Annotated in this window: 12 protein-coding genes and 1 tRNA gene; 5 read left to right on the forward strand and 8 right to left on the reverse strand. The window is 63.6% G+C overall.

What is annotated here, in order from left to right:
- Positions 1–71 precede the first annotated feature (71 nt).
- Positions 72–794, reverse strand: a complete 723-nt coding sequence (locus G6N83_RS06255; protein ID WP_165140394.1) for a hypothetical protein — start codon at positions 792–794, stop codon at positions 72–74.
- A gap of 297 nt (positions 795–1,091) precedes the next feature.
- Between G6N83_RS06255 and G6N83_RS06260 the strand changes: the two genes are divergently transcribed.
- The gene (locus G6N83_RS06260) at positions 1,092–2,477 is read left to right on the forward strand and encodes an MFS transporter (protein ID WP_165140396.1); all 1,386 of its coding nucleotides are present in this window, start codon (positions 1,092–1,094) and stop codon (positions 2,475–2,477) included.
- 6 nt (positions 2,478–2,483) lie between these two features.
- Here the strand turns inward: G6N83_RS06260 and G6N83_RS06265 are convergent, their stop codons facing one another.
- From G6N83_RS06265 to dcd, 3 genes are read right to left on the reverse strand one after another with little or no spacing between them, the layout of a single operon-like run.
- Positions 2,484–2,912 carry a MarR family winged helix-turn-helix transcriptional regulator gene (locus G6N83_RS06265; protein ID WP_241246305.1) on the reverse strand — a complete coding sequence of 143 codons (429 nt, stop codon included), beginning with the start codon at positions 2,910–2,912 and terminating at the stop codon, positions 2,484–2,486.
- Positions 2,913–2,957: 45 nt separating this feature from the next.
- Positions 2,958–4,742, reverse strand: a complete 1,785-nt coding sequence (locus G6N83_RS06270; RefSeq protein ID WP_165140398.1) for a BCCT family transporter — start codon at positions 4,740–4,742, stop codon at positions 2,958–2,960.
- A gap of 46 nt (positions 4,743–4,788) precedes the next feature.
- Entirely contained in the window at positions 4,789–5,394 is a 606-nt protein-coding gene (gene dcd, locus G6N83_RS06275; RefSeq protein WP_165140400.1) for a dCTP deaminase, read from the reverse strand.
- Between the two features lie 60 nt (positions 5,395–5,454).
- On the opposite strand from dcd, the gene G6N83_RS06280 reads away from it, so the two are divergent.
- The 3 genes from G6N83_RS06280 (at position 5,455) to G6N83_RS06290 (ending at position 7,339) form a co-directional block, all read left to right on the forward strand.
- Positions 5,455–5,528 (forward strand) — tRNA-Gly (locus tag G6N83_RS06280).
- 279 nt (positions 5,529–5,807) lie between these two features.
- Positions 5,808–6,392, forward strand: a complete 585-nt coding sequence (locus G6N83_RS06285; RefSeq protein WP_165140402.1) for a hypothetical protein — start codon at positions 5,808–5,810, stop codon at positions 6,390–6,392.
- A gap of 173 nt (positions 6,393–6,565) precedes the next feature.
- Positions 6,566–7,339 carry an SDR family NAD(P)-dependent oxidoreductase gene (locus G6N83_RS06290; protein WP_165140404.1) on the forward strand — a complete coding sequence of 258 codons (774 nt, stop codon included), beginning with the start codon at positions 6,566–6,568 and terminating at the stop codon, positions 7,337–7,339.
- Positions 7,340–7,349: 10 nt separating this feature from the next.
- On the opposite strand, the gene G6N83_RS06295 is transcribed toward G6N83_RS06290, so the two are convergent.
- A complete protein-coding gene (locus G6N83_RS06295; RefSeq protein ID WP_165140406.1) occupies positions 7,350–8,189 on the reverse strand; it encodes a ribokinase in 840 nt (279 codons plus the stop codon).
- 100 nt (positions 8,190–8,289) lie between these two features.
- Here G6N83_RS06295 and G6N83_RS06300 point away from each other — a divergent pair, with 100 nt between their 5' ends.
- On the forward strand, positions 8,290–9,243 hold the full coding sequence (locus G6N83_RS06300) for a nucleoside hydrolase (RefSeq protein ID WP_165140408.1): 954 nt from the start codon (positions 8,290–8,292) through the stop codon (positions 9,241–9,243).
- Between the two features lie 181 nt (positions 9,244–9,424).
- Here the strand turns inward: G6N83_RS06300 and G6N83_RS06305 are convergent, their stop codons facing one another.
- The 3 genes from G6N83_RS06305 to G6N83_RS06315 all read right to left on the reverse strand — a co-directional run bounded on the left by G6N83_RS06305 (position 9,425) and on the right by G6N83_RS06315 (position 12,390).
- Positions 9,425–9,925: a hypothetical protein gene (locus G6N83_RS06305; RefSeq protein WP_165140410.1), complete on the reverse strand. Its 501-nt coding sequence runs from the start codon at positions 9,923–9,925 to the stop codon at positions 9,425–9,427.
- A 230-nt stretch (positions 9,926–10,155) separates the two neighbouring features.
- A complete protein-coding gene (locus G6N83_RS06310; protein WP_183408452.1) occupies positions 10,156–11,106 on the reverse strand; it encodes an EamA family transporter in 951 nt (316 codons plus the stop codon).
- Between the two features lie 18 nt (positions 11,107–11,124).
- On the reverse strand, positions 11,125–12,390 hold the full coding sequence (locus tag G6N83_RS06315; RefSeq protein WP_165140412.1) for a serine hydrolase domain-containing protein: 1,266 nt from the start codon (positions 12,388–12,390) through the stop codon (positions 11,125–11,127).
- Between the last annotated feature and the right edge of the window lie 17 nt (positions 12,391–12,407).

Here is a 12,407-nt window from a genome sequence, read left to right on the forward strand (position 1 = left end):
ACCTTTCCGGGCCGTGCACTGGTTGCACACGGACATCTGTGAGGTGCGCGCAAGACGCGCGCTAGACGCGCTCATGACGGAACCTGGTCTGCGTAAACGGTGAGTCCGTAATCAAGAACTCCGCGCTGCTGAGCATTCGTAATCGACGAGAGCATGTTCATCGACACCGTGATCCGCGTCGTTGCTCCGGCCGCCAAGATGACAGAGTTGCCAGGGCCGGTACCGGTCTTCAGCGCCGTGTTGAGCATCGGCGAGGTTGAGCACCCGCAGTTTGCGAACACGGCTACATGCGGCCCGAGGCCGTCAGGATCTGTCTTCACCGGAACCGAAAGTCGAAGCGCAATCGGGAAATTCGAAATGTTCCGAATTGTGAGCACCTGCACCACGTCAGGGCTTGAGCCGATACGCGCGTCGGTTTTGTCGATATCAATATCGAAGGTGAACATGTCGCACACCGAGTCAGTAGTCGCCGCTCGCGCACTCGACGCCGGCGCCGCCAGCGGCAGCGCGCACAAAGCGACGAGCAGCAGGCTCATCAGTACGGTGACGTGTGTGGGCGCATGCGACGAATCAGCAAGGCTGTGCTCAGTATCGGCGCGACGGGTCGCCCGGCGCCGATACAGCAGCACGAAGACCGAGATCACAATCATGCCGATTGCACCGGCGACGAGCACAGTGAAGTCGCCCTGCAGCCCGGTGACGGCAAGCGAGCCGCCTCCACCGTTGATATCGACGATGCAGGGCTCCGCGACAGCGGCAGCGCGCACCGGTACATCGGGTGACAAAATCACCATGTCGCGCCCACCTTTCGCCAGCGTCCAAAGCGTGGTGGGGCTTCGGCGAGCCGATCTCACCGCTTACCCCAACGCACTGCGTCTGGGCCATTGTTTGAGCACCACTCCCACCCGCGCAACGCACCCGCAAGCTGAACGTTCGCAATGCGTACGCCGAGAATTTGATGTACTCACACCGCCCATTTGCCGGTCGCACAGCGGTGATTTTTGTGCGCGCGCGCCCGGCATCAGGTAATGGAGATCGCGACGGATGCTGGGGCTACCGCTTGTTCACCATGTCGCCGTAGCGTGAGCATCATGATCGAGACGACGAAGCCCTCCGACCACCCAGCACACGACCGCGTAATCCCTCGCGGTCAAGTGGTGTCGTGGGCACTGTGGGACTGGGGCTCGGCCGCTTTCAATGCCGTAGTCACAACGTTCGTGTTCAGCACGTTTCTTGCCAGCGAGCTCTTCGTCGATCCCGCAATCGTTGCTGCCGCCGACGGCGATGCCAAAGACCCGGCTCTCGTCGCCGCCCTCGCCGACAATGCGAGCACCATCGGGTGGGCGCTCGCTATCGCTGGCGTACTGATTGCCATCCTCGCCCCCGTGCTCGGTCAGCGCTCCGATGGCACGGGTCGCCGAAAGCTGTGGCTCGGCATCAATACGGGGGCCGTCGTTCTGGCGATGCTCTCCATGTTCTTTGTCGACGGCGCCCCCGGATACCTGATCCTTGGCGCGACGCTCCTGGCGGTCGGCAATATCTTCTTCGAGTTCGCGGGCGTCAACTACAACGCGATGCTCGTGCAGGTCTCTACACGCAAGAACATGGGGCGCGTCTCGGGCTTTGGGTGGGGCATGGGCTACGTCGGCGGCATCGTGCTACTCATCGTGCTACTTGCGCTCTTCGTGCAGGGTTTCGGCACCGAGGGTCAGGCCGGCCTCCTCGGCATCTCGACCGAGGGTGGCCTGCACGTTCGGGTGGCTGTCGTGGCGTCCGCGGTATGGTTTGCAATCTTCGCCATTCCGGTGCTCTTGAAAGTGCCCGAAATTCCCGCCCGCGACACCCAGGCACGCGTCGGATTCTTTCGGTCGTACGCCGTACTCGCAAAGACGATCGCGAAGCTGTGGCGCAGCAATCGCCAGGTCTTGATGTTTCTCTTGGCGAGCGCTGTCTTTCGTGACGGACTCGCCGGGGTCTTCACGTTCGGTGCGATCATCGCGGCGCAAGTCTTCGGGTTTTCGAGCACCGAGGTGTTGTATTTCGCGGTCGCCGCCAACGTCGTGGCCGGTATCAGCACGATCATCGCTGGTCGCCTCGATGACTCCTTCGGGCCGAAGCGCGTCATCATCGTGTCTCTCGCGGGGCTCGTTCTTGCCGGTTCTGCCGTGCTCTTCATCGGCACAGCTCAAGTCGGCTTTTGGATCGCGGGGCTCATCCTCACCGGGTTCGTCGGCCCGGTGCAGTCCGCAAGCCGCTCGTTCCTTGCTCGCATCACGCCTCCCGGACGCGAGGGCGAGATCTTCGGCCTCTACGCCACGAGCGGCCGGGCGGTGTCGTTCCTCGCACCCAGCCTGTTCGCGCTGTTTGTGGCGCTCACCGGCGATACGAGGCTCGGCATCCTCGGGCTTGTCATCGTGCTGCTCGCAGGTCTCGTGCTCATGCTGCCAGTGCGTGAGAAGCAGGTCGAGATCGACTGATTCTGACTACGCGTGCGGCCAGGCTTCGGCGAGCTTTTTGAGCAGACGCACGAGTTCGCCACGCTCGACATCGTCAAACTCGGCGAGCGCGGTATTTAGCGCAGTGCGCCGCTTTTCGCGAAAACCCTCGATCAGCGCGATGCCGGACTCGGTCAGCACGATCTGGGTGCGGCGCGCATCGGCGGGGTCGACTTCTCGCCGCACTAAGTCGAGCTCGACCGACTGCTGCACCAGGCGCGAAGCGCGCGGCTGGTCGACGGCAATGACATCGGCGATGTCACTCACCGAAAGAGGTGCGGATGCCGCAGCCACCGCCATGAGCAGGCGCATGCGTCCCGGCCCGCCGTCGGTCGGGCGCGGCCCCCGCCGCCCGCGGAGCCGGCCGAGAGCTCCGAGGATCTCGTCGGCCGCATCCGCGGGCTGAGGTGAAGTCACTCTTCGAGTATTACATGCCACCTGACATGCTTCTCAGCGGACTCCTCAGCGGGAAGTATCCGCTTCGCCGGCCGGGGCGTGATCATCTCCCGGGTGATCAACGACCTCTTCGAGCGGCACCTCGACCACGTCGATGGCGTCCGTTGGCGGGTCGTGGCGAACACCCACCCGACGAGCAAAGCGTCTCACCCAACCGAGATCGCCCTGTTCATTGGGTTGTTCGACCTCAAGGCCGTAGTGCTCACCGATCGCGTCGACGAACTGCACGCGAGCCGCGTTGTCGTAGGCGCGTCGCTCGCGGCTGAAGGCGATGACTGTCGACCAACACATCAGCAGCATGATGACGCTGAACGGCAGAGCGATGATGATCGCCGCGGTTTGCAGTGCCTGCAGACCGCCGGTCAACAGCAGCGAAATGGCCAGCAGCGCGGTGATGAGGGTGAAGAAGGTACGCACCCAACGCGCCGGGTTGACGCTGCCGTCGGTGGCGATCATGCCCATCACGAGTGCACCCGAGTCAGAGGAAGTCACGAAGAAGATCGTGATCAACAAGATCACACCGATTGTGAGCACCGGAGTGCCGGGGATGTACTGCAGCATCTGGAACAGCGCCGTGTTGAGGTCGACCGTGCCGCCCGACGTCGTCAAGGCGCCCGGTTGATTGAGTTCAATGTAGAGCGCCGAGCCTCCGAGCACGGCAAACCACAGAATCGTGATGAGAGTCGGCACGATAATGACGCCCATGACGAACTGCCGCACCGTGCGCCCGCGCGAGATGCGGGCGATGAAGATGCCGACGAACGGCGCCCACGAGATCCACCAGCCCCAGTAGAACGAGGTCCACGACGCCTGCCACGATTCGCCCGCGTCGCCGGCGAACGCACTCACGTTGAACGAGAGCCCGACGAAACCCTGAATGTAATTACCGATGGACTGCACCCATTCGCGCAGCAAGAACTCGGTCTGGCCGAACACCAGTAGATACACGACGAGGATTCCCGCGAGGATCAGGTTGAACGACGACAGCCACTTCATACCCTTGGTCACGCCAGAAAGCACCGACATCAGCACGAAGACCGTGATGATCGCGATGATGATCACCTGCACGAATTCTGTGGGCTCGAACAGCCCAGCCGAGTCGAGACCCGCGCTGATCTGCAGCACACCGAGGCCGAGCGATGTTGCCACGCCGAAGAGCGTTCCGACCAGCGCGATGACGTCGATGGCGTTGCCCCACCCGCCGCGTACGTGCTTTCCGAGAAGAGGCTCGAGGGTCCAACGAATCGAGATGGGCTTCTTGCGTCGGTGGATCGCGTAGGCGAGGCCGAGACCGACGACCACGTATATCGCCCATGCCTGCACACCCCAGTGCAGATAGGTCTGGCTGAGCGCGGACTGCGCGAGTTGCTCCGGCGTACCGGTTACCCCGGGCCGCGGGGTGACGAAGTGGCTGAGGGGCTCGCTGACGCCATAGAAGACCAGGCCGATCCCCATTCCGGCGGCAAAAAGCAGCGAGAACCAGGCCCCGAGTGAGAACTCGGGTTTCTCGTTGTCGGAGCCGAGCTTGATGTCACCGAACCTGCTAAAACCGAGAAAGAATGCGAAGGCCACGAAGAACGCGGCGATCAGCACGTAGTACCAGTTGAACGCGCTGATGATCGAAGACTGAATAGCCCCGAACATTGCCTCCGCGGCATCTGGTGCAATGAGTGCGAACCCGCTGAAGGCAAGCACCACGACCGCTGCAGGCCAGAAGACCCAGCGTTTGATCGTGGACTTTGGTTCGGGCATTTGTGGCGCAGTCGCGCGGGTGGTTTCAGCATCCGGCATTCCGACACCGTAACGAACGCTGAGAGCGCTTGTCAGCTTGGGGCGGTCAGTTGCCCGCGGATCCCAGATCTGTTAGGCCGACATTTGTGCGGTGAAAGTTGAGCGCCGAGCGGGATGCCGTCGGCCCCCGCTGACCCTGGTATCGATTGCCGTAGGGGCCGGTTCCGTAGGGGTTGTCGGCAGGCGACGAGAGGCGGAAGAAGCACAACTGACCGATCTTCATGCCGGGCCAGAGTTTGATGGGGAGTGTTGCCACGTTCGAAAGCTCGAGCGTGACGTGACCGGTGAAGCCGGGGTCGATGAAGCCGGCGGTGGAGTGCGTGAGCAGCCCGAGGCGGCCAAGTGAAGACTTGCCCTCGAGGCGTGCGGCGACATCTTCGGGGAGCGAGACCTGTTCGAACGTGGCGCCGAGCGCGAATTCGCCGGGGTGCAGGATGAACGGCTCGTCGGGCGAGACCTCGATGAGGCGCGTGAGATCGGGCTGATCTTCGGCGGGATCGATGAAAGGGTACTTGTGGTTATCGAAGAGCCGGAAGTACCTGTCGAGGCGCACATCGACGCTCGACGGCTGCACCATCTCGGAGTCGAAGGGGGCAAGCCCGATACGGCCGGAGCCCAGTTCTTTGCGGATATCGCCATCAGAGAGCAGCACGGGTTCAGCCTATCGGCGGAGGGGCCTGCTGTTATGCTTGCCGGGCGTCTTCTGGCGCATGGGGCTGTAGTTCAATGGCAGAACTTCTGCTTCCCAAGCAGATAGCGCGGGTTCGATTCCCGTCAGCCCCTCCAAGCTCTCACGTGCGACCAAAGGTCGTGCGGGAGAGCTTTCGTGTTGTACCGCGATCGAACCCGCGGGTGGGCCCCATCGCGGAGGCTCCGCGCGCCGCGCAGCGGCGGGTGGAGTGCGATGGGACGATTCCCGTCAGCTCGACGGTGTCGAGCCCGGGCGCGGTCCGGTAGATTCATCAACACTTTCAGCATTTCCCTCGCACAAGACGCTGCGGCGACTGGTCACCGCGTCCGTCACAACCGCACAGAAGACGCGCGCAGCGCGACGAACGGAGAATCGTGTCCTTAATCTCATCCGTCTTGGCAGGGGCCGGAACCTCGTCAGAAGAAAGCGTCGACATTTTCTTCTACATCATCCTCGCCGTGATACTGGCGCTCGTCGTCTTTGTGATGAGGTGGATATTCGCCCGGCGAGCCAACAAGAAGGTGGCTGGCACGGCTGGCGGAGCATCCGATGGTTTGGCTATTCGAATCGCACCGGCACCGCCCTTTCCCGAAGACGTGGCTCGCCTTCGCACGCTGCTGGGTGCGACCTCACCGGCGCCCCGCATCACGCGCTACAGCGTCCCCGTGGTGACCACAGACGACTACTCTCTAACGATCCGCGACAAGAAGATCGGCGAGATCGTCTCGATCCCCCTGAAGAACATCGCCTCGATCGAAGCACGGGAGGCCGCGATCACCCCAAAGGGCACCTTCATCGCCCTAAAGTACCCGTCGTTGTGGATCACGATCCGACGAGAAACAAGCGAACTGGCTATGGCGCTTACGCCCATCGCCGGCACTTACGACAAGGTGCGTCAGTCGGACGTCGAAGCCATGGCTGCTGAGCTCGAATCCCGCCTCAACATGACCCATCCCTGACGCATGGTGAGCGTGGCCTGACCCGCGGCGAGACGGGATGCGCGACGGTCGCACAACCTGTCATTTCTGTTGATGGCCGGTATCAGCGATCACCCATTCCCGCCCCGACGCACTGGCGCTAGCGTCGAATCAGAGCGGCATCGCGGCCGCTCAGCAACACTGCGGGAGCGTCAATGACCACTTCGTACTCAGGGCTGACCGACCGCACCGTGGTCGTCACGGGTGCCGCTCGCGGGCAAGGACTCGCGGCAGCCATCCTGATGGCGCAATCCGGCGCGCGCGTCATCGCGACCGACGTCGCCGAGACGGCGCCCGAACTCGATGCGACGCCGGTGACCTACCGCCAGCTCGATGTGCGAGACGAAACCGGCTGGGCAGTGCTTGCCACCGACCTCGCGGCGTCGCTCGCAGACGCGCCGCTCCTTGGCCTCGTCAACAACGCGGGCATCACTCATCGCACCCGGCTTGGCGAGACAGAGCTCGTCGACTGGGACCGTGTCATCGCGGTCAACCTCACGGGGGCGATGCTCGGCATTCAGGCACTCGCGCCGCTCATGGCCGAGGGCTCTTCCATCGTGAACGTCGGCTCGTCGGCAGCACTCACGGCGCATTACCCGGTCGCCTACACGGTGAGCAAGTGGGGGCTACGGGGTCTGACACACGTCGCGGCGACCGAATATGGAGCACGCGGCATCCGTGTGAACATCGTGCACCCCGGCTTTATCGAAACGCCCATGACAGCAAACGCGCCCGATGCGATGCGTAGCGCCCAACTGGACCTCACGCCGCTCGGGCATATGGGAGCCGCCCGAGACGTTGCGAGTGTGGTCGCCTTTTTGGTGTCGGATGCCGCGGCCTACATTTCCGGCGCCGAGATCCCCGTCGATGGTGGCTTCACCTCGTCGGCCGGCGTCAAGGTGATGTCCGACCGCATCAGACGCGGCTGACACCTGCGCTTCAGCGGTACGTGGGGAGCTTCGCGAGCGGCGGCTGAGCGCCCAGGTGCGTCACGGCATCCGCGCCGACAGCACAGGCTGCCGCAAGCGCTTCGGCGGGGTCCCACCCGGCGTGAAGCGCCACGGTGAGCGCGGCGCAAAACGCATCGCCCGCACCCACTGCGCTGATCGAGTGCACACGCGGCGCTGTCGCACGAGCGATCTCTTTGCCGTGCGAAAAGAGCGCAGCCCCCGCCGCGCCTTCGGTGACGGCAACGAGCTTTGCCTCTTTGAGAACCGGAAGCGCGGCGAACTCGGTTTCGTTGACGATGAACAGATCTGCCCGGTCGACAACCGGCTGGGGCACGTCCTGCGCGGGAGCGGCGTTCACCACAAAGTAGCCCGGCACAACGGCGGCGAGCGCTTCAACCGTCGCCATCGGAATTTCAAGCTGCGCCAGCACGGCTTCGTTTTCGTCGAAGGTCACGCCGTCGATCGACACCGTGGCGTTGGCCCCGGCACACACGACGATGCTGTTCTCGCCGGTTTCGTCGACCGTGATCAGCGCGGTTCCGGTTGCATCTTCGCCGAGCCAGACATCACTCACGTTGACTCCGACATCGCGGAGGTTCTGCAGCATCGCTTGGCCGTCGCTGTCGTCGCCAACGGCACCGACCATGCGCACGGTGGCGCCGAGACGAGCCGCAGCGACAGCCTGGTTCGCACCTTTGCCCCCGGCATCCCGTCGCAACGCGTTGCCCATCACAGTCTCGCCCGGTGCGGGAAGACGCACCACGGATGCCGTCACGTCAACGTTGATACTGCCTACAACGCAGAGTGTGCCCAGTGCCGAAAGATCCATACCGCCATTTCATCATGCGATGAGGGGGTATAACCGAAGGGGTGCTTTTGGCGCCCCTTCCCGGACAACGCGGTCCCCAGCCCCCGATGTGAGGAGCCGTATGAGCACCCCCACCCCCGTATTTCTCGACTGCGACACCGGCATCGACGACTCTGTCGCCCTGGCCTACCTCTTGCGCTCGCCCGCGATCAACCTCGTCGGTGTCGGCACTGTAAGCGGAAATACTGACTCCGCTCAAGCCGCCCGCAATACCCTCGACCTGCTGGCGGTCGCTGGCCGCGACGACATTCCTGTCGCCGTGGGCGCGCACGATTTCACGAGCCACCCCTACGACGGCGGCGCACCGCACGTGCACGGCGACAACGGCGTCGGCGATGTCGTTCTGCCCACGTCGTCGCAGCCCATCGACGAGCGCACCGCCGTGCAGTTGTTGATCGACCTGTCTCACACCTACGCGGGCACACTGCATCTTTTGACGATCGGTCCTCTTACCAACATCGCGGCAGCCCTCGCCGCCGACCCGACTCTGCCTGAACGCATCGCCGCAGTCACAACGATGGGTGGCACGGCCCTCGCCGCCGGCAACATTTCGCCCGTCGCCGAGGCCAACATCGGCAATGATCCCGAGGCGGCATCCGTTGTGTTCAGCGCCGATTGGGATGTCACGATCGTGCCTCTCGACGTCACGATGGAACACACCCTCTCGGATGCCGACCGCCACGCACTCCTCGAAAGCCCATCGCCGTTGGCACGCACAGTGGGCGAGATTCTCGATCACTACCTCGACTTCTACCTGCCGCAATATGGCGAGCGCGTGAGCTCGCTGCACGACCCGCTGGCTGCCGTGATCGCAGCCGGGGCCGCCACCATCACGCGCGCGCCGCTCGTGCCGGTTCAGGTCGATACGACGAATGGTCCTGGCCGCGGCCAGACCGTCGTTGACCTTCGCGGTCAGCGCCTGGGTGACCGCAACCACGAGGGCGTTCGCACCCGGTTTGTGCGCGATGTGAAAAGCGGAACCGCGGCGCACCTGGTCGAGGTCATCACCAGCTGAGCAGGCGCGGGTGGTGGTCGATGTCTACCCCGAGACGTATCGCTCATGGGCTGCGGGTCGAATTTCTCGGGGCGACGTCATCACTGTTTTGCGCACAGGTGCTCCGATTTCGGATGCGAAGGCGCGTGCGCAGTTTGATCGCGATGTTGTGCCGGTAGCTGAGGTCGAGACAACGGGGCGCTTACGAAAGCGTGCCGAAGCCCTCGCCGAGAAAGCTCAGCCGCACACAATCGCAGAACGCCACGGCGACGCGCGTGAAAACGCTGGTGCCGAGGTAAATGATGCCGAAGTAGCTGATCCCGCTCTCGAGGGCCAGCCTCGTGATGAGCGCACGACCGATCAGGTCCGTGCAGATCTGCTCGCAGACATGTTGTTGACTGCTGGTCCCGTCGCGGGTTATGTGCCCGGCGACAGCAAAGGTGAGGGCGGACGCGGTCTCGGGGCTATCCGGGCGATTGTGCAGGTCACTGTTCCGGCGACGATTCTGTGCGGCTCTGTTTCCGCGCCCGGAGATGCGGGGCGTATGGGGCTTGTCGACCCCGAAACCGCCCGTTGCCTCGCCGGCAACGTTCCTGGGTGGGATCGCGTGTTCACCGATCCCGTCAGTCTTGATGTGCTCGCCGTTGATCGGTATCGCCCGAGCGAGCAACTCAGGAGACATTTGCGAGCGCGCGATCAGCATTGCCGATTCGTGGGATGCCGCACGCCCGCGTACCGCTGCGATATCGACCACACGATCGATGCCGCCCTCGGAGGGCAAACCGAAGTCGCAAACTTGGCCCATCTCTGCCGAAGACACCACTCGTTGAAACATGCCACGGCGTGGAGCGTGAAGCAGAAGCCCGGCGGGGTTCTGGAGTGGATATCGCCGACCGGTCGAAGCTACATCGACAGAACGCCGGGCGTGATGTTCTACGGCACCGGGGCACTGAAGGGTTCTTCAGCTGGACCGGGTTCTTCGGCTGGACCGGGCCTCTCAGCTGGATCAGACTCTGATGCCGCGCGCGAAGCTCGGCTTGCCCGGCGCGCGGCGAACACGGCGCCCATGCTCGCGACGATCACGAGGGCGATTCCCACGATTTCGAGCCACACGAGCTCTTGCCCGAGCAGCACCAAGCCCGCAATCGCGGCGGTGGCCGGGCCGAGGCTCATAAGCACGGCGAACACGGATGCCGCAATCCGACGCAACGCGATGAGCTCGAACGCATACGGAATCGTCGACGACAGCACAGCGACCGCCGCGGCAAGGGCCAGCACGTCTATGCGCCCAAGCGCCGAGCCCGCGTCGAGAATGCCAAGCGGGGCCGAAATCAGCGCCCCCATCGCCATCGCAAGCGCAAGACCTTGGAGCCCCGGCAGCCCGCTTCCGACCTTTGCGGACGCCAAAATGTAGCAGGCCCAGCTGGCTCCCGCGCCAAGAGCGAAGATGACACCGAGCGGATCAAGACGATCCCACCCACCGCCACCGAGAGCCGCGACCCCGGCAAACGCCAGTACTGCCCAGAGCCACGCCGCGCGGCTCCGGCTGGCCACGATCGAAAGAACGAGCGGCCCCAGCACTTCGATCGTCACCGTCACACCGAGCGCGAGTCGATCGAGAGCGAGGTAGAAAAGCGTATTCATGAGCGCGAGTACGATCCCGAAGATCAAGATTGAGCGCCACGTCGACCAGGAGTGCCCCCGCAAGGACGGCCTGGCGACCGCGAGCAGAATTGCCGCCGAGAACGCAAGCCGCAGCATGACCATGCCGAGCGGACCGGTCTGCGGGAACAACAACACTGCGAAAGAAGCCCCGACTTCTTGGCAGAGGAGCCCCACCCCCACAAGCGTGATCGCTGACGCTGAGCCGAACTTCACTCCCACGTCGCGCTCACCGAACGGTCACTCCGGCAACGGGCAGACAGCAGCCTGCGCAATAGCGTCGTGATACTGCTCAGCCGTCCAGGGCAGACCCGCATCGGGAGCTGTTTGACCGGACGCGGCCGGCGCCTTCGACGTAATAGCCGCGATCTGCCACGCCAAGTACGCACCCACGTTTGCATCAGCAGCCGAGTTGTTGAGTACGACCGAAACCGTCATTCCGGTTGTCGGGTCGGCGAACGATGCCGTGATGTAACCCGGCACCTTGCCGAACTGACCAATCAGGCTTCCGGCCTGGTAAGCGCCACCGGTCGATGTGAACCAGGTCGGCCCGCTCGAATCGACGGGCAGCGGCGTGGAAAAACGGTCAGAGCCATCCACACCGAGCGCGTCAACCGCAAGCGCCTGCGTGTAGTGCCCGAGATCGGTGATACTCGTGACGACACCTGAGTTCGTAAAGCCGATGCTCGACGAGTATTCGGTGACGTCGTCGGGTTCAGCACAGTTGAGCGCGCCATCTTCGCCCGGAAGCGACAGCGTGCCATCGAGCGCATTCGCCCCGGGCGTTGTCGCGGTGCCGCTCGGCAGAGACGTTGAATCCATCTCAAGGGGCTCGAAAATGACGTCATCGAAAAGTGCAGCAGCGGTCTTCTGGGTGGCGCTTTCGAGGGCAAGGCCCAGCAGCACGTATCCAGCATCCGAATCGTCCCAGACGGTACCGGGCACGGCGTCGGTTGCGCGGCCCATTCCGTACGCAACGAGTTCTCTCGGTTCCCAGTTGCGTTCCGGCGTCGAAAGCGACATCGACTCGATAACCGGCCAATACGATCCCAGCCCGGACGTACCGTTGCAGAGTTCTTCAAGCGTCGTCGACCCGAGGCCGGCGACGCTCGATACGTAGGTCGATACGGGGTCATCGAGCGCAACAACACCGTCATCGACGAGCTGATACAGCGCGTCGCACGTCATCGCACGCGTGACATCGGCGCCGCGGAAAGTCAGTTCGGACGCGTCGCCGCTATCGGCCGTGCCGAACCCCGAGACCAATTCTCCGCTCCATGGTGCCCACACACCGACGATGGCGCCCGTTGAGCCGGTCGCCGCCATCGCGAATTCGACGGCGCTCTGAATTTCAGACGCCGTCTCGTCGGGAAGCTGAGCGTCGACCTGTTCGGGAACATCGACGGTAACCGTGGAGTCGGCTGAGCACGCCGAAAGAAGCAGTGTGCTCACTGCAAGAACAGCCCCAAGAACTGCAAAACGACGTCGACCGGATCGGGCCTGCATCCTCACCCCTCCGTGAT

The sequence above is a fragment of the Microbacterium endophyticum genome, from assembly GCF_011047135.1.
GTDB classification, from domain to species: domain Bacteria; phylum Actinomycetota; class Actinomycetes; order Actinomycetales; family Microbacteriaceae; genus Microbacterium; species Microbacterium endophyticum.

Bases quoted from the DNA above. Each gene is read 5' to 3' on its own strand.
- G6N83_RS06255 (WP_165140394.1), bottom strand. From the start codon at position 794: ATGGTGATTTTGTCACCCGATGTACCGGTGCGCGCTGCCGCTGTCGCG.
- G6N83_RS06260 (WP_165140396.1), top strand. From the start codon at position 1,092: ATGATCGAGACGACGAAGCCCTCCGACCACCCAGCACACGACCGCGTA.
- G6N83_RS06270 (WP_165140398.1), bottom strand. From the start codon at position 4,742: ATGCCGGATGCTGAAACCACCCGCGCGACTGCGCCACAAATGCCCGAA.
- G6N83_RS06290 (WP_165140404.1), top strand. From the start codon at position 6,566: ATGACCACTTCGTACTCAGGGCTGACCGACCGCACCGTGGTCGTCACG.
- G6N83_RS06295 (WP_165140406.1), bottom strand. From the start codon at position 8,189: ATGGATCTTTCGGCACTGGGCACACTCTGCGTTGTAGGCAGTATCAAC.
- G6N83_RS06300 (WP_165140408.1), top strand. From the start codon at position 8,290: ATGAGCACCCCCACCCCCGTATTTCTCGACTGCGACACCGGCATCGAC.
- G6N83_RS06305 (WP_165140410.1), bottom strand. From the start codon at position 9,925: ATGCTGATCGCGCGCTCGCAAATGTCTCCTGAGTTGCTCGCTCGGGCG.
- G6N83_RS06315 (WP_165140412.1), bottom strand. From the start codon at position 12,390: ATGCAGGCCCGATCCGGTCGACGTCGTTTTGCAGTTCTTGGGGCTGTT.